Genomic DNA, 19,977 nt, shown 5'->3' with positions numbered 1-19,977 from the left:
ATTTTTCAATACCAATTTTGGTGTGAATTGCTTAATAATCACATGCAATTTTTCACGTGAATTGACCTTTATTCATAATTACTTTAAAATATTAATGTTAAAACTAAAAAAATTAAGAGGTTATAAAAAATGTCAGATCAATATCAACAATATTCAACGGTTAAAAAGTATTGGCAATTGATGAGACCTCATACCTTAACTGCCGCAGTTGTGCCAGTACTAGTTGGTACAGCATCAGCTAAATTATTCCTACTTGGTAGTGAAGATCATCTTAAATTTAGTTTATTCTTAGCCATGTTAATTGCTTGCTTATTAATCCAAGCAGCTACAAACATGTTTAATGAATACTATGATTTTAAAAAAGGCTTAGATGATCATACTTCTGTAGGTATCGGTGGTGCAATTGTACGAAACGGTATGAGTCCTAAACTTGTGATGAATATCGCAATTGCTTTTTATATTATCGCAGCTTTACTGGGTATATTCCTAGCTTTCCATAGTTCATTTTGGATTATTCCAATAGGCGTGTTTTGTATGGCAATTGGTTATTTATATACTGGTGGACCAATGCCAATTTCATGGACGCCATTTGGCGAATTATTCTCAGGCGTATTTATGGGTATGATTATCATCTTATTAGCCTTTTTCATTCAAACAGGTAATGTTCAAGGACTAATCATTTGGTTAAGTATCCCTATCGTCATAACGATTGGCCTTATAAATATGGCTAACAACATTAGAGACCGCGTCAAAGATAAAGCTAGTGGACGTAAAACACTACCTATTTTACTTGGTAAACGCGCCTCAGTTATCTTTATGGCAATAATGTATATCGTTGCATATGCGCTTGTAGTATTTACAGCCTTATTTAAATCTGGTGGATCATTATTCTATTTATTAGTTTTATTGTCATTCCCAATGCCAATTAAAGCTGTAAGAAGATTTAACAAAAATGATACACCTGCAACAATGATGCCTGCCATGGCTGCTACAGGTAAAACAAATACTATTTTCGGTTTATTATATGCATTAGGCATTTATATTAGTGCGTTGTTAGGTGCAATTTAATGACATTTAATTACTCGGCAATGATAATCATTCATTGTCGAGTTTTTTATTGCTTAATCATATGTCTATATAAATGACCATAAAGATCTATATCACTCACAGTTTTAAACCCTAATTTTTCATATAATCCTAACGCTTTTTCATTATCATAATCACAATTTAAGCTCCATTTTTTCTCAGAGTACATCTCAAGGAGATAAGTCATTAGTTGTGTAGCTATACCTTGTCCTCGATACTCGGGAAACGTAGCGACAGTTTCAATATACATCTCATCGTCCGCTGCTTCTTTCACTGGTAAAGGCGTCCCATATTTACGGATATCTTCATCAAGCGGTAACTTTAACCAATTTTCCTCATAATCAAGTTCATGTTTACCATCATAAGCAATGACACATCCTGCAACTTTGCCATCCACTTCATAAACCCAAACATTTTTATAATAACTTCGATATTCAACATTCACAACACTTAAATCTAGTATGTTCATCATTCTTTCTTTACTAATTTCATTAACTATATCTAATTCCATATCTTCCCAAATCATATAACATAATTCAGCGATATGCTTATTATCACTTGGATGCGCTTGTCTAATCATCATATATCCTTCCTTAAAGTATGTCTTAATTTCATTATATAGAATCTACGATATAATATAAATCAAAGGACCTACCTCATATAGATTTTAAAAATTTCGGTGGTAGAATTGAATTATTAGAAGGACTATCTAAAATAGATTTATAAGTTTGTCATGTACTTAAATCTTTAAACGATACATTTTATCTTTAGGAGGCAATCATAATGAGAGTTAATAAAGTCATTTATATATTAGTAGCTATCTTTTTAGGCGGTATTGGTGTTCATAAGTTTTATGCTGACAAAGTTGGACAAGGTATTTTACATCTTGCCTTCTTTTGGACTGGTATTCCAAGTATTGTGGCTATTATTCATGCTGTTATTGTCGCTTTTACTAAAAAGGCTGACAAAGATGGCTACATTGTTTTTGAATAATAATATTTATCCTATTCTAACGATTTATCTTCCATTCACTTTTAAAACATAAAAAACTGGGTATATTATATCTATCAAGTAAAAGCAAAAGGGAGACATAACCATGATGAACATTACTAAACGTGTAGTAAGATCGCTTATAACAGGTTACATTGTTAAAATTATCCGTGATTTGATTTCAGGTAAATCAAACGGTAAAAAATAAAGAACGCTTTATCAAAATTATCGCTCGTCAATGTATTTATTACTATTGATGGGCTTTTTTATATAAATGGTCATTTAATAAAGACAAAACCTTCCATTCGTTATATAATAAGATAAATTTTATAAGTATTATAATTTTTATTAGAAATTTAAAGTCTTTTATTCTTAATTACTTATGAAATTTACTTTTTTATTTTATAACAATCTGGAGGTCAGTCTATCAATGAGATTTGGAATTTTATTAATTAGATGGATGTTAGCGACATCTTTTTTAGTACATGGTACTTTAAAATTTGTAGACCTAGAAGGTACGATACATTTTCTAGGTTCATTAGGTTTACCCCCACTACTTGCTATTTTAATGTCAATTGGTGAAGTTGTTGGAGGTATCTTCTTGATATTTGGGATTTTAACACCGTATGTTAATGTTTTCTATATTTGTGTGATGTTAGGTTCCATATTCACCTTAAAGTTAACCCGAGGATACGTTAGTGGTTATGAGTTCGAAGTAATTCATATCGTAATGAATGTAGCAGTGATGAGCAGTTATAGTTGGAAAAAGTGGATACAATTTTACTAATCATTTTATTTAATATTAACAGACTTTTGTAAGTATCTTATCACTTTAGGAATACAGCTTAAGTATTGCATTGATATTATAATAATAAACACCATGATTTTAAATCAGCCCTATGGTTAGATTCTAATTTCATGGTGTTTTTATACTATGATATTCAATTATCGCCTAGCCTCATAGTTGGCTTGCTACTATGTTCAATGTATTTCGTTTTAAAGGTCTCACGCACTAAAGAATCTTAACTCTTCGTAGTACATGTTATAAATAAATAAGTTCAACTCTTAATAAGTCAAAAAAATAAGCCTAGAATGGATTAAAACCATTCTAGGCTTATTTATAGTAACGAAGGGACTATCCATTCGCATTAAATAAAGTGTGTTGACCATATATTGACCAAAATATATTAAACAAACTTAAACGGATTTTTAACAAAATAAAAAAGAACGTTGATTTAACAACGTTCTAGGTAGTTTAAGAAAATCAGAATTAAACTGATTTATACTATAAAACGGAAACGGAGGGATTCGAACCCTCGCGCCGCTCTCGCGACCTACACCCTTAGCAGGGGCGCCTCTTCAGCCAACTTGAGTACGTTTCCATGGCTCCACAGGTAGGACTCGAACCTACGACCGATCGGTTAACAGCCGATAGCTCTACCACTGAGCTACTGTGGAATAATTAAATTGCAGTGCTTTCTCTATCAAGCACAAATATTATTATATCAATTTTACGTAATTTATCAAGAGATAACTTAAAAAAATATACGGAACATTTACACTATATTAATATAACGTTCCGCATATTTTAAATTTCATCATAATTTATTTATCTACAAATAGCGAATAACGTGATAATGCTTCAAAAATGTTTAGTGAGGATTTTTCATAATCGATAGGTTTATCGGGGTCATTAGATTTCATACGGGATTGTTTATCTACCATATAATAAAAGAAGATTGCGTTCGTATACTGATGCCATAAACTGTGGAATGATACATTTAGGGTAATGGTTTCATTGTTTGCAAATATGATTTTACATTTACGATGTTTTAATTCTTTAATAGAATCAACATAATGCATGTTAATCCATAAATTTTCTTCTTGTCGATCTGAATGAGTAGGAAAAAAGTAAGTTGGGAATAAAGGAGTTAATAAAATTGGGGGTTTACTAGAGATACCTGTAATTCGATTGGTTTCAGCCTTTTTACTTAAATAATTGTTGCCATAAAATTTACATGACCTCTCAATAATCTTCTGAACTTTATATGGACTTTGTAGGACTGTCTTATCAAACCGAATAATTTCTGAACCATTTGGTTGATTTTGATCATCATAATTAGGCCTAATCACCATGTCTCCCTTTCTAATTACGTATATATTCTGAGTTGTCATTGGGAAAACCTCGCTTTATTAAGTTTTATTATCAATTCTATTTTATAGAACCAATAATATGTTTTTTATTTTATAATAAAAATGTCAAAAGTCAAGTTATTCTTAAAGTGTAATATGGTACATTTTTTCGCATAAAATGTCAGAATATTCATTGATTTCAAAATTTAAAAAATGTATAATATTTATATATTAAATTCAAACGAAAGGTCGAGATCCCTATGAATCATAATACAAATGTGAAACATACGACACTTGAAGAATTTGTAACTACGGTTAATGATTTAGGCGTTGAACTAGTCATTGATGAAGCACTTAGAGAAGTTAGAAAAAAAGAATTGAAATTACTAATTGATGAAGCTTTAGTAAATAAAGATGAGAAAGCATTCAATGAGTACACGACAGAATATAAAAATTTGGAGGCATTTCTCAGTGAATAATTTAGATTCGAGTCATTCAAAATAAGGTCTATTCCCTACTAAAAAGTTAGAGAATAGACCTTTTAATTTATTAGACATTAAGACATTAATCTTAATATTTCATTTTTATCTATATCACCAAAATAATAATATAAGTTATAATTTGCCAATGCTTCTTCTAAATGGTTAAAGTCATGAAGGCCCCCTTCTAAGGCATGTTCTAAATCACTAATATCCCCTTCACCAAAGAAATCACCGAAGATTTTTGCATGTTCAATTTTACCTTTTTTCACATCAAATTTGACTTGAATAAATCCTTTCTCGAATTTTTCTTCTCGTTCAAAATTATATTTTGGATTTTTACCATAATTCCAGTCCCAAGTACGGTATTTTTCATTACTTAATTTCTCGATATTTTTCCAATCTTCATCAGTTAATACATACTCTTCAACTTGTTGTTCACCAAATATTGATTTTAAAATGATCTGTTTAAATTGGTCAATATCTATAGACTCTGTTAAAAATTCTTCAATATTAGCCACACGTTTTCTAACAGATTTAACACCTTTTGATTTAATTTTAGCTGGATTAACTTTCAATGCATTTTGAACTTCATCAAGTTCACTGTTTAGCATTAATGTTCCGTGACTAAACATTCTATCTTTAACTTTAACCATTGCATTTCCTGAAATTTTAGCAGCACCAACTTGAATATCGTTTCGTCCTGTCATTTCTGCGTCTACGCCCAATGATTGTAAAGCTTGAACGATAGGTTCTGTAAACTTCTTAAAGTTATGGAAGCTATTACCATCATCATCTGTAATAAAACTAAAGTTTAAATTACCTGTATCATGATAAACTGCACCACCGCCAGAGATTCTACGTACAACATCTATACCTTTTTCATCAACATATGATTTATTGACCTCTTCAATCGTGTTCTGATTTTTACCAACAATAATGGAAGGTCTATTTACATAAAATAAAAAATAACTTTCTTCTGACGGCAGATTTTTTAATACATATTCTTCCATAGCTAAGTTAAGTGTTGGATCAGTTATATCATTATTACTAACAAATTTCATAACAAACGCTCCTTATAGATTCTCTATATATGCCCTTACTTTATTTATGCACAATTTACATTTAAAATTCCAATTATTTACTCAATAATGACAAAATTTTCATAATTTATGCATTAATTCTAAGCGTTTTTAGTGTTATTAGTTTATTTGTAGTGTTTTTTTTAGTACAATATAGTCTAGCTATGAATTAAGGGAGGACTCGAAATGACTGTTGCAGAAGTAGGTAATATCGTAGAATTTTATGATGGTTTAAGAGGCCGAGTTGAAAAAATAAATGATAACTCAGTTATTGTAGACTTAACAATAATGGAAAACTTTAACTCACTAGACTTACCTGAAAAAACGGTTATTAATCATAAACGTTATAAAATTGTTGAACAAGAAGGTTAGTTGTAATGAAAAAAGTTTCGAAAGCTTTATTATGGTTTATAATTAGTTTCATAGTTTTTCATGCCATTTTATTTGTTATGTGGGGTGAACATCAAGAATATTGGTATTTGTATACTGGAATTATGCTAATAGCTGGTATTAGTTATGTATTTTATCAACGTGATATACATTCTAAACGGTTATTAACATCCATAGGTATTGGGATTATTGCCAGTATTATTTTAATCATTATTCAATTGATCTTATCACTCATGACGTCTGAACTAACTTATGCTTCATTAATAAAAGAATTAGCCAAAACTGGTGTACACTGGAAATGGCAAATGTTAGTAACATTAGCATTCGTTATACCGTGTCATGAATTATATATGCGCACTGTTTTACAAAATGAGTTAAATAAGTACAATTTGCCGAATTGGTTATCTATCTTAATCACTGCAATTTGTTCAAGCTCTCTATTTATATATTTAGATAATTGGTGGATAGTACTGTTTATTTTTATAACTCAATTACTACTGTCAATTAGTTATGAATATACAAGACGTATTGCTACAACATCTATTGCACAAATTGTTGCTATTATTCTTTTATTAATTTTTCACGGATAATTTTTAGAATATTAAATGATTAGAAAATAAATATTTAAAGTATAAGTTTAGAGCTCCAAACCATGTGTCCTTACATGATTTAGAGCTCTATTTATTTTTTAAAGTAATTATTTCGACACATACGTTAATTAATATGAAGGTGAAATGATATCGAATTACTTAATCACTTTAAAATTATTTATTAATTCAATTGAATAGTGCTTATCTGATAAATTTTTGGCAATTAGTGTACTCATTGTACTTTCACTAGTTTGATGAATAATAGCATCTTTTAAATATGCTTGATAGTTTCTATAACAATAATCAGTCATATTTATTCTATATAATCCATTTAAATCAATACCATCTAAAGTTACTCGGTTAAATGGTGCTTGATTCATGTCAATGGTATAGTTAAATCCTTGCCAAAATGTACATAACGTTTCATCAATCAGTGTAGATTTTAAAGTGTCTGATTCAAATTCAAGATATGAATATGAAAATTCTAATATATCTTTAATACATTGCCCTTTAATTGTTAAATCAACAGGTTTATCTGGATATGGGTACGCATCATATAAAACTCTATTCGTTATGACGCCGTCTAGTCCTTCTTCACCATTTCGTGGTATATGTACACAACTAATTTGATAATTATAGGCTAATCTAATGCTATCATGTAATAATTGAGCAAAAGGATGTGGTTGTCCAACTAACTCTGCTAAATCTTTAACTGATGCGTTTATTTCAGTTTCGTTTATCTCTTCGCCTGCCCAATGCTCAACTGCTTTTCGATCGTAATACGTGACATTAAGTAAATCTTCATCTTCATCATAATTATTCAAATCAATGACTTCAGGTAAAATTTCCTCAACCTCATAGGTATTAGTTCTTTTTTTAAATCTAATTTTCACATGCACGAGTTCTTCTGCATTTTGTCCAGCTTGTACATAAATTGTTCCATGATCTTGACCAACTAAAGTTTGATGCTGATGTGCTGTAATGATGAGATCTATAACCCCTAATTCCTCCATCAATACTTCAGCTTCATTGACATTTACCTCGTGTTTCTTATTAGATTTGCTAATTTTGTCTAATCCACCATGATATATCACTATTAAAAAATCTGGTTCTTCGATTTCATGTATATATCTAATCCATCTTTTAGCTGATAATAATGTTTTTTCAATACTCACATCTTCTTCCATCTCTGCATATTCATTTTTCATAAGGCCATCAGCTGTTAATCCTACTATTGCAATTTTTAAATTATCAAAATGTTGAATAGAATATGGTGTTGAAAAGTATGGTTCTTTCGTTTTGATATATTCTATATTAGCCGATAACCATGGAAATCTAGATAATGCAACAGAACGCGTTAAAAATGACAATCCAAATTTAAATTCGTTAGGGCTAATACCACTAGCATCATATTGCATGGCATTCATTAACTTTATCATTGGATGGCGCTTATATGGTGCAACAATAGCATAATAAAATGCTGCTAATGACCCTGCCAAACTACCGCCACTATCTAATAAGATTACATTTTGATTATTGTCTCTTACTTGTTTAACAAAAGTTCCGGCACGATATATATTTGAGCCATAATCTCCGTTTAAAAAATGACTATGCATATCAGAAGTTGCTATGACATCTACATCGATATTCTCATTTCTCTCCATCTCAACACACCTCTCATTATGGTTAGTTTAACATGTATTTTTGTTTAAGTGATATCTCTTTGGATAGATAACTTATTTTATCAACAATAATACAAAAGACATTTTAAGTATAAACTGTCTTTGATACTTAAAATGTCTTTAATTTAAATTTATCCAATTTGTATACGTTCTTTAGGGTAGCTAAATTTTTTAGGCTCTTTTCTTCCAGCTATCATTATAATAAAGGAAATTAAACCTACACGTCCTATAAACATTAATATCATTAATACAATTTTTGTAATATTGCTTACATCATCTGTTACACCTAGTGTTAAACCACATGTACCAAACGCCGACATAACTTCAAAGAAAACTTGTAAAAACGATAGTTTTCCTTGCTCTGCTACAGATATAATAATCATGCTTGTGAAGGTCAAAATGGAAGCCATGGTAAATACCATAAATGATCGTTGTATATCCATAATATGAATTTCTCTATTGAATACTTTAATTGAAATTTTATCTGCAGAATTACTAAAATTAATGACAAATAAAATTAAAATAGCGAAAGTAGTAGTACGGATACCACCACCTACTGAACTAGGAGATGAACCTATAAACATCAAAATGCTCATAATGATATTTGTTGCATCACTAAAGTGGGATACATCAATGGTTTGTAATCCTGCACTCCTAGTTGTAGCTGATTGAAACAGCGAATAAAACAACGACTGATGCCAACTCATCCCTTTGAATGCATGGTTATGTTCAAGTAAGAAAATAATGATAACACCAAAAACAAATAAGAATAAATATGTTGATGTTGTAATTTTCGTAAATAATGAAAATCTAAAATTTGTTACTCTATTTTTAATGTAGGCTTTGACTTCAAGCAACACTGGAAAGCCAATAGAACCTAAAACGATTAGGAACATTACAATCGTTTGCACAAAATAATCTTTTGCATATGGGACAAGTGAATCACCTGTGATATCGAGACCGCCATTAGTTGTGGCTGATATAGAAACAAATATCCCCTGCATAATAGCATATTTTAAATCGGGATTATCTCTATAAAAATAAAATGCAAGTAAAAGTGCACCTATAAATTCAATTACAAATATGGTTCTAACTATTTCTAAGATTAATTTTACAGTCCCACTCATTGTATCTTTATTGTTATCAAGCATAATTAGCTGGCGTTCACGAATACCTATATGTTTACCTAATACGACCCACAATAATGTTCCAATGGCCATCACACCGATACCGCCAATATTTAAAATGACTAGTATAATAATTTGACCAAACGTAGAATACGTATCAACAATACTAATTGGTGTTAATCCCGTAACGCTTATTCCAGATACTGCTACAAATAATGTATCTATTGGATTAACGTCGACTCCAGATTTGTGTACATATGGTAGATTTAACAACAAGAACGCGACAACAATTGCTGCTAAATAGTATAGAACTATCCCTTGTTGAGGACTGGATCTTTTTAATAGTTGGCCAAATATCGACATTCATTTCACCTCAACATTATTTTAGTTTTATATCTATATTAATGACTTTTCCATCTCTATACACTTTAGCTTTTAATGTACTTTTGTCTTCTCTATGATTAAATATAATTTGTCTATATCTTAAATTATCTTCAATTCTTTTCCCATCTAATTCTACTATGACATCATCTTTTTTCAACCCTGATTTATCGCCAGGGGCATTAGGCTTTACTTCACCAACTATAATACCATTTTTAACACTATCGGGTAATTTGATTGATTGGCGTTCGTCATCATCAATATCTGCTACATTTTTAATTTTGATTCCAGTATTAGGATATTCAATTTTACCTTCTTTCTCTAAATGAGCAGCTATTTTTTGAGCATCATTAATTGGTATTGCAAATCCCATACCTTCCACATTATCCATATCAATCTTCAGAGAAACAATACCTATCAGTTTACCATCTCTATCTACAACTGCACCACCTGAATTACCAGGATTCACAGGAGCATTAATTTGGAAGGCTTTCATTAGTACATCATAGCTATCGTCTTTATCAATATCTACTGGTACATGCCTATCTAAACCAGAGACTATACCATCAGATACACTTTCTTTGAAGTCAACACCTAATGGATTACCCACTACAATAATAGGTTCTCCTAAAACAAGATGATTAGAATTACCAGTAGTGATGGCTTTTACAGAATCATCTGCACTTTTAGCTTTAATGACTGCTATATCAGACCATTTATCGGTACCAATCACTTTTCCTTGAACCGACTTATTATTACCAAATGTTATCTTTTGTTTATCCTTATTACCAACTACGTGAGCATTTGTCATAATAAAAAGAGAGTCGTCCACTTTTTTGTAGACGACACCTGAACCAATTTCATTATCTGCTTTAGATGTATTATTTGGAACTGAAGTATTTTTTGTCCCTTCGTTCTCTACTGTTACTACAGATTTTACTGTACTATTCGCACTTTTCATTGTGTCAGTATAATGTTTATTCGTAGGTGTTAAAGCACTGTCATTTGTATGGTCATTTTTATTAACATTAGTAAAAATAGCGTTAAGTATAATAATTAATAATATCACGCCTATAATAATCGCTATTTTAGGCCAATGTTCCTTAAAGAATGACTTGATAATATCTAGATAATCCGTTTTATTTTCTACTTTATTTTGAGTTGAAGATGCATTATCTTTCTTTGTTTCAAATTGATTTTGTTTAGCACTTTGCTTGCTATGATGCTGATGTTTCTTTTCAGTATCAAAATCACGATTTTCAACAGAAGTTGATTGTTTATTTAACTTCTTACTAGATTCTGTTTTATTGTTTTTCTTTTCACTTTCAATTTCACTACCGTTATTTAGGTGATTTTCTTGAGATGCTTTTGATGCTAATCTATCACTTTGATGCTCCCCATAAGTAGATTTTTCATGATCTTCTTGTTTGCTATCATTTGATGATTGATTTTTACGATTTTGCGTTCGTTTAAGTTGTTGTTCCTCAGGTAATGTTAATTTCGACTTATCATTTTCTTGATCTTGTTGCGTTTTATTCGTTTTATCATTTTGATTTGATACTTGATTTTGTTGTTGTTGGATTTCTTCTTTAGTTAGCTTTTCTATTCTTGCTTTTCTTAAGTTATCTTTAACCCTTTCTTCATTAACTTTAGCTTGGTATTCTTCTTTTTTAGCTTGAATTCTTTCTTTTTGTCTTTGTTTTTCTACTCTTTCTTCTCTTTCTTCATTATGAAAAAATTCACGACGTTGACGTCGATAGCTTTTACGAGGAATTACTTGTTTTTTATTTTTATCCACTAGATAGCCACTCCTATCATTTCAATCAATTACTTTTATTATGACATACTCAATGGGTTTAAGGTAACATTTTTCACTGCGATATGTATAACCTCAATAAATAGTATTATGTATATATAAATTTTAATATTTTATTATTAAAACTGCAATGTTTAACAAATATTAAATAAGACTTCGTATTAATATACGAAGCCTTAGATTATTATTTCTTTTTCTTTTTATTACTTACAGCTGATGTTAACCAACCGATAACAACTAGTAATATTAGGACTGCCCAGAAAATAGATTGCCATAAAACTGTATGTGGGAATTCTTCTGGTAAGATACCTACGTCTTTATGTGCTAATACTAATACGACTAATTTAATTCCGACCCAACCTACAATCGCGAAAGCTGCGCCTTCTAAACCAGGATATTTATTTAATAATTCAACAAACCATGTTGCTGCGAAACGCATTAAAATAACGCCTATCATTCCGCCTAAAAACATCACTGAGAATTGACCTAAATCCATGCCACCAAAATGTATACCTACTTTTGGTAAAGTCACAGCGATTGCTAATGCTGCTAACATGGAATCAATAGCAAATGCAATGTCTGCGAATTCTACTTTAAATACAGTACCCCAGAATGCTTTGGGACCAACTTTCTTTTCTTGACCTTCTTCGTCAAAGTGATGGTCATCTCCAACATTTTCCTGATTCTTGTCATCTTTCTTATGGAAGAATTCCCATAAATTTTTAATTGACATATAGATTAAATATACAGCTCCTGCTGCTTGAATAAACCAGAAATTAGCAATAATACTAATTAAGAATAATGCTAAAAATCTAAATATAAATGCGCCTAATAAACCATAAAATAGTGCTTTCTTTCTTTGCTCAGGTGGTAAATGCTTTACCATAACTGCCATTACTATTGCATTATCGGCAGCTAAAAGACCCTCTAAAAATACTAAGACTAGTAATACCCATGCATAGGATAACAACAAACTCGGATCCATAGTGGACAACTCCTTTAAATTTTATACAAATAAAGAGACCTATGCTAAATAATAGCAAAGGTCTCACTTAGCAAATATTATTGCCCACTTTACCGGAAGTGAATACTTCGTAATGACGATAAAGCGTAAAATCACTTAAATCATTTAAGTGACCATCAAGTTACTCCCCTCTGACATGAGTGTCATAGGTATTTATTTGTGAATATAAATATTATACAGGTTAATTGCTATAATGACAATTTATTATTTAATAACATCATCATTACATTAAAAGCGATACCCACATATATATATAGCCAAACATTTTACAATAAACTATATAATTTAATGTCTGGGAATTTTTCTTCAAACCAACGTGTCGCAAATTCATTTTCAAATAAAAATACATAATTATCATAACGATCGTGTACAAGTATCGAACGAGATGTATTCATATTATCTTTAATATCTTCCTCGTTTTCAATCCATCTTGCAATTTTACGGCCTACTGGTTCCATCACTACATCTACGTTGTATTCATTGTTCATTCGATGTTCAAAAACTTCAAATTGTAGCTGTCCAACTGCACCTAAAATAATTTGATTCGTGTGCAATGTTTTATAGTATTGAATCGCACCCTCTTGTACTAATTGCTCAATGCCTTTATGAAAATGCTTTTGTTTCATAACATTTTTCGCAGATACTTTCATAAATATTTCAGGTGTAAATTGTGGTAAATCTTGGAAACTAAAGTTTTGTTTCCCACCAACTAATGTGTCTCCAATTTGATAATTTCCTGTATCATATAAACCTATAATATCTCCTGCGACTGCATGATTAACTGTTTCTTTATCATCCGCCATAAATGATGTTGATCGTGTAATCTTTTGTTTTTTGCTCGTACGTTGTAAGGTTACATCCATACCACGTTCAAATGCACCGCTGACTACTCTCATAAATGCAATTCTATCTCTATGTTTCGGGTCCATGTTTGCTTGAATTTTAAATATAAATCCTGAAAAGTCAGTATCAAAAGGACTTACTTCAACATCTTCTTTAGTTTGACGAGCATTTGGCATTGGTGCATGATCGACATAAGCATTTAAAAAGTTTTGAACTCCGAAATTAGCTAATGCTGATCCGAAGAATACTGGTGTCAATTCACCATTTAATAATGCTTCATTATCAAAATTTTCTCCTGCTTCTTCTACTAACATTAATTCTTCAATCGCTTGTTCGAATGCACTATCATTTTTAATCGCATGATCTTCTTCTAATTCATAATCGTCATTTAGGTGTAAGATATTTTCTTCATCTCTAAACGGTTCAATAGATTTAGATTTTCTATCAATAATACCAAAGAAGTTTTGACCCATACCTACTGGCCAATTCATTGGATAAGTATCAATATTTAATGTTTCTTCAATTTCATCCAATAATTCAAATGGTTCCTTACCAACACGGTCTAACTTGTTAATAAAGGTAAAGATAGGAATACCTCGCATCTTACAAACTTTAAATAATTTGAGTGTTTGGGGCTCTATACCTTTCGCACAGTCAATTACCATCACAGCACTATCTACTGCCATTAAAGTACGATACGTATCTTCTGAAAAGTCTTCGTGACCTGGTGTATCTAAAATATTAATCTTATAATCATCATAATCAAATTGCATTACAGAACTCGTTACTGAAATACCACGTTCTTGTTCTACTTTCATCCAGTCACTTGTAGCGAACTTACCTGTTTTCTTACCTTTAACAGTACCTGCTTCACGAATAGCACCACTGAAGAATAGTAGTTTTTCAGTTAAGGTTGTTTTCCCAGCATCCGGATGGGATATAATAGCAAAAGTCTTTCTTGACTCTACTTCTTCCTTTATATTCATTAATCATTCTCCTTTAATATTGTTTCAAACCAATTGGTTATAACATTTGCTAATTTTTGAGCTTCTTCTTCATCATTAAATGTGAAAAATTGCATCAATAACGTATCGTTTATTTCTGACCTAGTTAAATCAATGGCGACTTCAACTGACCAAAATTGATCAGGTATAGCAATAAGCATTGTATCATTCAATCTTTGAAAATATACTTGAAATACGTATGTTCCTTCTGTATATTCTCTAATCTTCAACAGGCCCACCGTCAAATTTTTTATAAGCCGCTTCTAAACCAATTAAGTCATCACGGTGTGGTACCTTTACATGCCCGGGCATAATTTGATAAGGTTCTCTACCTTTTGAAGCTAATACTACAGTATCACCAGGTTCTGCAACATCAATGGCATGTTTAATACCTTCTGCTCTATCTTCAAATTCAATATAATTTGAGTGAGTGGCACCCTTAGCTAATTCAGCTGTAAGCATTTTAGGATCATCATTGGCAGGATTATCAGGCGTGAAAATAACGTAATCAGCACGACAAGCGACACTACCCATTTCAGGCGTTTTAGTCATGTCTCTTTCACCAGCCATACCTACTAAGAAGATAAGTTTTTGTTTCACAAATGGTTTAACTGCATCAATGAGTTTATTCATTCCATCTGCAGTATGTGCATAATCTATAATTAAATCTATTGGCAAATTAGGGTCTAATACTTCTAAACGTCCCTCTACTGGTTCAAGCGATTTGACCGCTTCAATGATGTCTTCAAATGTCGCACCTTTACTCCAAACCGCTATCATAGCTGCCATAATGTTTGAAATATTGAATTTACCTACATATGGACTTTCAACTTGATAACTACCAAATGGTGTGTCAAATTCAAATTTAACACCTTGTAAAGATTCTTCTACATTAATTGCTTTAAACTGTGCATCATGATCTATACCATATGTAAACACCTCATACGGCGTAACAGAAGCTAGATACTCTGAAAAATCGTCATCATTATTTAATACTACATATTTTTCTTTAGCGAGGTCCTCTCCTAATTGACTAAATAATAGTGATTTAGCATGTCCATATGCTTCCATTGTTCCATGAAAATCTAAATGATCTTGCGTTAAATTAGAAAAAATCGCAACATCAAATTCCACGCCTCTTAATCGACCTAATGATAAACCATGACTAGATACTTCCATTGTCATTGCTTCAGCACCTTCATCAACAGCTTCTTTGATTTTTTTAGTTAGAGATACTGTTTCTGGTGTTGTATTCGCACCTTTTGTTTTTGTTTCATTAATTTGAAAACCATTCGTTCCTAAATAAGCACTACTTTTATTTAATTTTCTATAAATTAAATGAATCATTGTTGCTATAGATGTTTTACCATTTGTTCCTGTTACACCATATGTAACTAATTGATGACTTGGAAAGTCAAATAATTCATGTGCTAATAAGCTCGCTACTCTTAAAGTGTCAGGTACAATAATTTGAGTAACTTCACCTTTTAAGTCTTGCTCTCTATTGACTACAATGATACTACATCCTTGATCTACTACATTTTGACAAAACTTATGGCTATCAACTGTATAACCTTTTGATGCGACAAAAATACTGCCTTCTTTAGCTGTTCTTGAGTCTGTAGTGATATCTACTACTTCTTTATCTAATGTTCCTATAACTTGTTTTACTCGAATTTTTTCGAACAATACACTCGCATTCAAAATGAATCGCTCCTTTTTTTACAATAAGTCTATTATACACGTTTTGATGACTATGATAAATTTATTCTTTCTATTTAACTGTATTAAATATTGGTTATTCTAAAACAACAAAAACTAACTTATTTCAAGCCAATTTCTTATATCATCATTTTGATTTTTCTTACATATATTAAATGAGGTTATACCTCTTGTAAGCCCACGAAAGATAATCATTTAGCTCATTCAAAGCTATGAAAATGTAAATTTATACCCCATTTATTAATTTACTATTAAATAAAACTAAAATTCTTGTTATTTGATAGGTTTTAATAATACATACTTGTTAAACCATGCTAACATTATAAATAGATTATCAACCTTATTTAAAGTAATTATAAAGATAATACATCACTTGTATTAAGTTCTTTCAAATTTATTTTTAAGTTAGTTGTGGTATAATGCATAAATACAAATTTTCGGGCAGTGTCTAATTACCCTTTTAAATTGTAATTAAGACTAAATTGCTACAAATCAATGGTATTTCATGTACATGTAATCACGATATTCCTTTTATAATGTATTAAAATACGTTACACTTATTATAAATTTTAAAAATTAACGGAGGGTGGCTTTTAATGGTTACTCAAAATAAAAAGATATTGATTATTACTGGTTCTTTCGGTAACGGTCATATGCAAGTTACTCAAAGCATCGTAAACCAATTAAATGAAATGAATTTGGACCATTTAAGTGTGATTCAACACGACTTATTTATGGAAGCGCATCCTATTTTAACTTCTATATGTAAAAAATGGTATATCAATAGCTTTAGATATTTCAGAAATATGTATAAAAACTTTTATTATAGCCGCCCTGATCAACTAGATAAATGTTTTTATAAATATTACGGTCTAAATAAATTGATTAATATACTCATTAATGAGAAACCGGATTTAATTTTATTAACATTCCCTACACCAGTCATGTCTGTTTTAACAGAACAATTTAATATCAATATTCCAGTAGCTACAGTGATGACTGATTATAGAATGCATAAAAACTGGATTACACCTGAATCAGATCGCTATTATGTAGCAACTAAAGATACCAAAAATGATTTTATAGAAGTAGGCGTACCAGCCTCACAAATTAAAGTCACGGGAATCCCGATTTCAGATAAATTCGAAGAACATATTGATCAAAGAGCTTGGTTAAGTAAACATCACTTAGATCCTGATAGACCTACAATATTAATGTCTGCAGGTGCTTTTGGTGTTTCAAAAGGGTTCGACCAAATGATTAATGAAATCTTAGAGAAAAGTAAACATTCACAAGTTGTTATGATTTGTGGCCGTAGCAAAGAATTAAAACGTTCTTTACAAGCTCAATTCAAAGATCATCCTGATGTTCTCATTCTAGGTTTCACAAAACATATGAATGAATGGATGGCATCAAGTCAATTAATGGTTACAAAACCTGGTGGTATTACAATTTCAGAGGGACTTACTCGTTGTATTCCAATGATTTTCTTAAATCCAGCTCCTGGACAAGAATTAGAAAATGCTAATTATTTTGAGGATATGGAATTTGGTAAAATTGCCAATACACCAGATGAAGCTATAGATATCGTTACACATCTTACAAATAATGAATCAATATTAAATAAAATGACTTCAAACATGAAAGAATCTAAAATTGAGTATGCCACTCAAAAGTTATGCAAAGATCTATTAGAACTATTAGGCCATTCTTCGCAACCAGAAGAGATTTATGGAAAGGTGCCTTTATATGCAAGATTCTTCGTTAAATAACTATTCTAATAATAAAAATTTTATTATAATGCTAGTCATTTTATTTCTTATGGAATTTGCGAGAGGTATGTACATATTAAGTTATATAAACTACCTACCTACTGTCACTTCAATTGCAGTTGCAGTGACGTCATTAGCATTTTCTATTCATTTTATTGCAGATGCAGCAACAAATTTTGTGATAGGTTTTTTATTAAAGAAGTTTGGTGCTAAGCTAGTATTAACTTCTGGGTTTTTATTAGCATTTCTAAGTTTATTCTTAGTCATTTGGTTTCCATCATCACCAATTGTCATCATTATTAGTGCTATCATGCTAGGTATAGCCGTTAGCCCTATTTGGGTTATTATGTTATCAAGCGTTCAAGAAGATAAACGTGGTAAACAAATGGGCTATGTATATTTTGCATGGTTGTTAGGTTTATTAGTTGGTTGGGTCGTAATGAACTTCTTAATTAAAATACATCCATTACATTTTGTATTTATGATGTCTTTAGTAGTATTAATCGCATGGATATTATACTACTTCGTTAATATTCAATTGACTAATTACAATACTAAGCCTGTTAAAGAACAATTATTACAGATTATAAATGTAACTAAACGACACATTGTTTTATTCCCTGGTATATTACTCCAAGGTGCTGCGATTTCAGCATTAATACCTATTCTACCTACATACGCTACAAAAATTGTACATGTATCAACGATTGAATATACAATCGCAATCATGATTGGTGGAATTGGTTGTGCTGTTTCAATGCTATTTCTTTCAAAAATAATTGATAAAAATAGTAAAGGATTTATGTATAGTATTATATTCGGTGGGTTCATCTTATACACACTTATGATATTTGGATTATCTCTAATCACTAATATATATATTGTGTGGGGTATCGCGCTATTCATTGGTCTCATGTACGGCATCTTATTACCGGCATGGAACACATTTATGGCTGGACATATTAATCCAAAAGAACAAGAAGAAACTTGGGGTGTATTTAATAGTGTTCAAGGCTTTGGTTCTATGATTGGTCCTTTATTAGGGGGCTTAATTACACAGTTTACTAATAATTTAAATAATACATTCTATTTTTCTGCACTTATTTTCTTAGTTTTAGCATTATTCTATGGCTATTACTTTATAAATAGAAAACGAGCTAAGTAATTAAAAATGGAGTGAGATAAAGATCTATGTACCATAGATTCCACTATCTCACTCCATTTTTTTATAACTATTTTTTATTTCTAATTTAATTTAAATGTATCGATAACTTTCCATTTGTCTTCTTCAGTGCTAAATTGTAGTAATGATAATTCTTCGATTGTCTCTTTATGATCTACCCCTGCTAACTCTACTTGACCATAAATATCTTCAAATTCTTGGCTTGAAAGACCTTGAGCAATTGTAAAATGAGGTACAAATTGATGTTCGGCCTTACCATAGAAATCATCTGTATTAAAACGATCGAAAATTTCTTCAAGTTCGTCATTCTTAGCAACTTTAAAGTAAATGACATTATTTACTGGTTTAAAGCTAGATGCTTTAGTTGCATGAATATCAATTGATGAAATACCTTTAATTCGAGTTTCAATTTCTTTTTTAACTGAATCTAAATCCGCATCATTAACTTCAAATTGAGATTTCACTGTAATATGTGGCATAATTTGTGCATAATGTGTATCATAACGCTTACGATATGCATTTACCTCTTCTTGAAATGACTTTGATGGGATTAAAGCTAATCCTAAAATCATTTGAATTCCTCCTTTGTTTAACCTATTTCCATTATATCAAAATTCTATGAAAACCGTTACTTTAAACTTAAAATTATTTTTTCTATTTTAAACAATATACA

Annotated in this window: 20 protein-coding genes and 2 tRNA genes; 9 read left to right on the top strand and 13 right to left on the bottom strand. The window is 30.7% G+C overall.

What is annotated here, in order from left to right:
- Positions 1–129 precede the first annotated feature (129 nt).
- Entirely contained in the window at positions 130–1,068 is a 939-nt protein-coding gene (locus tag AC2D8K_RS03640) for a 1,4-dihydroxy-2-naphthoate polyprenyltransferase (protein ID WP_002450740.1), read from the top strand.
- Between the two features lie 46 nt (positions 1,069–1,114).
- Here AC2D8K_RS03640 and AC2D8K_RS03635 read toward each other — a convergent pair whose 3' ends face one another.
- Entirely contained in the window at positions 1,115–1,666 is a 552-nt protein-coding gene (locus AC2D8K_RS03635; protein ID WP_037551950.1) for a GNAT family N-acetyltransferase, read from the bottom strand.
- A gap of 203 nt (positions 1,667–1,869) precedes the next feature.
- Between AC2D8K_RS03635 and AC2D8K_RS03630 the strand changes: the two genes are divergently transcribed.
- The 3 genes from AC2D8K_RS03630 to AC2D8K_RS03620 all read left to right on the top strand — a co-directional run bounded on the left by AC2D8K_RS03630 (position 1,870) and on the right by AC2D8K_RS03620 (position 2,863).
- On the top strand, positions 1,870–2,079 hold the full coding sequence (locus AC2D8K_RS03630; protein WP_002450742.1) for a TM2 domain-containing protein: 210 nt from the start codon (positions 1,870–1,872) through the stop codon (positions 2,077–2,079).
- 103 nt (positions 2,080–2,182) lie between these two features.
- Positions 2,183–2,284 carry an SAR1012 family small protein gene (locus AC2D8K_RS03625; protein WP_254388422.1) on the top strand — a complete coding sequence of 34 codons (102 nt, stop codon included), beginning with the start codon at positions 2,183–2,185 and terminating at the stop codon, positions 2,282–2,284.
- 222 nt (positions 2,285–2,506) lie between these two features.
- Complete coding sequence (locus tag AC2D8K_RS03620; RefSeq protein ID WP_002450743.1) at positions 2,507–2,863, top strand: DoxX family protein; 357 nt, start codon at positions 2,507–2,509, stop codon at positions 2,861–2,863.
- 506 nt (positions 2,864–3,369) lie between these two features.
- Here the strand turns inward: AC2D8K_RS03620 and AC2D8K_RS03615 are convergent.
- The 3 genes from AC2D8K_RS03615 to AC2D8K_RS03605 form a co-directional block, all read right to left on the bottom strand.
- Positions 3,370–3,458: transfer RNA gene (locus AC2D8K_RS03615), tRNA-Ser, on the bottom strand.
- Between the two features lies 1 nt (position 3,459).
- Positions 3,460–3,534 (bottom strand) — tRNA-Asn (locus AC2D8K_RS03610).
- Between the two features lie 147 nt (positions 3,535–3,681).
- Positions 3,682–4,251 carry a competence protein ComK gene (locus AC2D8K_RS03605; RefSeq protein ID WP_002450744.1) on the bottom strand — a complete coding sequence of 190 codons (570 nt, stop codon included), beginning with the start codon at positions 4,249–4,251 and terminating at the stop codon, positions 3,682–3,684.
- 218 nt (positions 4,252–4,469) lie between these two features.
- Between AC2D8K_RS03605 and AC2D8K_RS03600 the strand changes: the two genes are divergently transcribed.
- Positions 4,470–4,688 carry an IDEAL domain-containing protein gene (locus tag AC2D8K_RS03600; protein ID WP_002450745.1) on the top strand — a complete coding sequence of 73 codons (219 nt, stop codon included), beginning with the start codon at positions 4,470–4,472 and terminating at the stop codon, positions 4,686–4,688.
- Between the two features lie 77 nt (positions 4,689–4,765).
- On the opposite strand, the gene lplA is transcribed toward AC2D8K_RS03600, so the two are convergent.
- Complete coding sequence (lplA, locus tag AC2D8K_RS03595) at positions 4,766–5,752, bottom strand: lipoate--protein ligase (RefSeq protein ID WP_002450746.1); 987 nt, start codon at positions 5,750–5,752, stop codon at positions 4,766–4,768.
- A gap of 204 nt (positions 5,753–5,956) precedes the next feature.
- Between lplA and AC2D8K_RS03590 the strand changes: the two genes are divergently transcribed.
- On the top strand, positions 5,957–6,142 hold the full coding sequence (locus AC2D8K_RS03590; RefSeq protein WP_002450747.1) for a YkvS family protein: 186 nt from the start codon (positions 5,957–5,959) through the stop codon (positions 6,140–6,142).
- A gap of 5 nt (positions 6,143–6,147) precedes the next feature.
- Positions 6,148–6,750: a CPBP family glutamic-type intramembrane protease gene (locus AC2D8K_RS03585; RefSeq protein ID WP_002450748.1), complete on the top strand. Its 603-nt coding sequence runs from the start codon at positions 6,148–6,150 to the stop codon at positions 6,748–6,750.
- A gap of 155 nt (positions 6,751–6,905) precedes the next feature.
- On the opposite strand, the gene AC2D8K_RS03580 is transcribed toward AC2D8K_RS03585, so the two are convergent.
- The 7 genes from AC2D8K_RS03580 to AC2D8K_RS03550 form a co-directional block, all read right to left on the bottom strand.
- The gene (locus AC2D8K_RS03580; protein WP_002450749.1) at positions 6,906–8,414 is read right to left on the bottom strand and encodes a bifunctional metallophosphatase/5'-nucleotidase; all 1,509 of its coding nucleotides are present in this window, start codon (positions 8,412–8,414) and stop codon (positions 6,906–6,908) included.
- Between the two features lie 149 nt (positions 8,415–8,563).
- Complete coding sequence (locus tag AC2D8K_RS03575) at positions 8,564–9,922, bottom strand: TrkH family potassium uptake protein (protein ID WP_002450750.1); 1,359 nt, start codon at positions 9,920–9,922, stop codon at positions 8,564–8,566.
- Between the two features lie 16 nt (positions 9,923–9,938).
- The gene (locus AC2D8K_RS03570; RefSeq protein WP_002450751.1) at positions 9,939–11,738 is read right to left on the bottom strand and encodes a S1C family serine protease; all 1,800 of its coding nucleotides are present in this window, start codon (positions 11,736–11,738) and stop codon (positions 9,939–9,941) included.
- A 202-nt stretch (positions 11,739–11,940) separates the two neighbouring features.
- Positions 11,941–12,741, bottom strand: a complete 801-nt coding sequence (locus tag AC2D8K_RS03565) for a TerC family protein (protein WP_002450752.1) — start codon at positions 12,739–12,741, stop codon at positions 11,941–11,943.
- A gap of 305 nt (positions 12,742–13,046) precedes the next feature.
- Complete coding sequence (locus AC2D8K_RS03560) at positions 13,047–14,609, bottom strand: peptide chain release factor 3 (protein ID WP_002450753.1); 1,563 nt, start codon at positions 14,607–14,609, stop codon at positions 13,047–13,049.
- Entirely contained in the window at positions 14,609–14,866 is a 258-nt protein-coding gene (locus tag AC2D8K_RS03555) for a YueH family protein (RefSeq protein WP_484698058.1), read from the bottom strand. The genes AC2D8K_RS03560 and AC2D8K_RS03555 overlap by 1 nt, the downstream gene beginning before the upstream one ends.
- Positions 14,847–16,331 (bottom strand): UDP-N-acetylmuramoyl-L-alanyl-D-glutamate--L-lysine ligase, encoded by a 1,485-nt coding sequence (locus AC2D8K_RS03550; protein WP_484698025.1) that lies wholly within the window; start codon positions 16,329–16,331, stop codon positions 14,847–14,849. Before AC2D8K_RS03550 ends, AC2D8K_RS03555 begins: the two co-directional genes overlap by 20 nt.
- Positions 16,332–16,945: 614 nt before the next feature.
- Between AC2D8K_RS03550 and AC2D8K_RS03545 the strand changes: the two genes are divergently transcribed.
- Together AC2D8K_RS03545 and ltaA are read left to right on the top strand one after the other, a co-directional pair.
- On the top strand, positions 16,946–18,121 hold the full coding sequence (locus AC2D8K_RS03545; RefSeq protein WP_075778097.1) for a diglucosyl diacylglycerol synthase: 1,176 nt from the start codon (positions 16,946–16,948) through the stop codon (positions 18,119–18,121).
- Positions 18,099–19,286 (top strand): lipoteichoic acid biosynthesis MFS flippase LtaA, encoded by a 1,188-nt coding sequence (ltaA, locus tag AC2D8K_RS03540; protein WP_002450757.1) that lies wholly within the window; start codon positions 18,099–18,101, stop codon positions 19,284–19,286. Before AC2D8K_RS03545 ends, ltaA begins: the two co-directional genes overlap by 23 nt.
- Before the next feature lie 80 nt (positions 19,287–19,366).
- Here ltaA and AC2D8K_RS03535 read toward each other — a convergent pair whose 3' ends face one another.
- Positions 19,367–19,876 carry a YjcG family protein gene (locus tag AC2D8K_RS03535; protein ID WP_002450758.1) on the bottom strand — a complete coding sequence of 170 codons (510 nt, stop codon included), beginning with the start codon at positions 19,874–19,876 and terminating at the stop codon, positions 19,367–19,369.
- Between the last annotated feature and the right edge of the window lie 101 nt (positions 19,877–19,977).

The sequence above is a fragment of the Staphylococcus sp. 510 genome, from assembly GCF_057219715.1.
The sequence above is the reverse complement of the archived record's forward strand: the minus strand, read 5'-3'. Positions and strand labels throughout refer to the sequence as shown.

Excerpts from the sequence above, each read along its gene's own strand:
- AC2D8K_RS03640 (WP_002450740.1), top strand. The coding sequence starts at position 130 with ATGTCAGATCAATATCAACAATATTCAACGGTTAAAAAGTATTGGCAA.
- AC2D8K_RS03635 (WP_037551950.1), bottom strand. The coding sequence starts at position 1,666 with ATGATTAGACAAGCGCATCCAAGTGATAATAAGCATATCGCTGAATTA.
- AC2D8K_RS03630 (WP_002450742.1), top strand. The coding sequence starts at position 1,870 with ATGAGAGTTAATAAAGTCATTTATATATTAGTAGCTATCTTTTTAGGC.
- AC2D8K_RS03625 (WP_254388422.1), top strand. The coding sequence starts at position 2,183 with ATGATGAACATTACTAAACGTGTAGTAAGATCGCTTATAACAGGTTAC.
- AC2D8K_RS03620 (WP_002450743.1), top strand. The coding sequence starts at position 2,507 with ATGAGATTTGGAATTTTATTAATTAGATGGATGTTAGCGACATCTTTT.
- AC2D8K_RS03605 (WP_002450744.1), bottom strand. The coding sequence starts at position 4,251 with ATGACAACTCAGAATATATACGTAATTAGAAAGGGAGACATGGTGATT.
- AC2D8K_RS03600 (WP_002450745.1), top strand. The coding sequence starts at position 4,470 with ATGAATCATAATACAAATGTGAAACATACGACACTTGAAGAATTTGTA.
- lplA (WP_002450746.1), bottom strand. The coding sequence starts at position 5,752 with ATGAAATTTGTTAGTAATAATGATATAACTGATCCAACACTTAACTTA.
- AC2D8K_RS03590 (WP_002450747.1), top strand. The coding sequence starts at position 5,957 with ATGACTGTTGCAGAAGTAGGTAATATCGTAGAATTTTATGATGGTTTA.
- AC2D8K_RS03585 (WP_002450748.1), top strand. The coding sequence starts at position 6,148 with ATGAAAAAAGTTTCGAAAGCTTTATTATGGTTTATAATTAGTTTCATA.
- AC2D8K_RS03580 (WP_002450749.1), bottom strand. The coding sequence starts at position 8,414 with ATGGAGAGAAATGAGAATATCGATGTAGATGTCATAGCAACTTCTGAT.
- AC2D8K_RS03575 (WP_002450750.1), bottom strand. The coding sequence starts at position 9,922 with ATGTCGATATTTGGCCAACTATTAAAAAGATCCAGTCCTCAACAAGGG.
- AC2D8K_RS03565 (WP_002450752.1), bottom strand. The coding sequence starts at position 12,741 with ATGGATCCGAGTTTGTTGTTATCCTATGCATGGGTATTACTAGTCTTA.
- AC2D8K_RS03560 (WP_002450753.1), bottom strand. The coding sequence starts at position 14,609 with ATGAATATAAAGGAAGAAGTAGAGTCAAGAAAGACTTTTGCTATTATA.
- AC2D8K_RS03545 (WP_075778097.1), top strand. The coding sequence starts at position 16,946 with ATGGTTACTCAAAATAAAAAGATATTGATTATTACTGGTTCTTTCGGT.
- ltaA (WP_002450757.1), top strand. The coding sequence starts at position 18,099 with ATGCAAGATTCTTCGTTAAATAACTATTCTAATAATAAAAATTTTATT.
- AC2D8K_RS03535 (WP_002450758.1), bottom strand. The coding sequence starts at position 19,876 with ATGATTTTAGGATTAGCTTTAATCCCATCAAAGTCATTTCAAGAAGAG.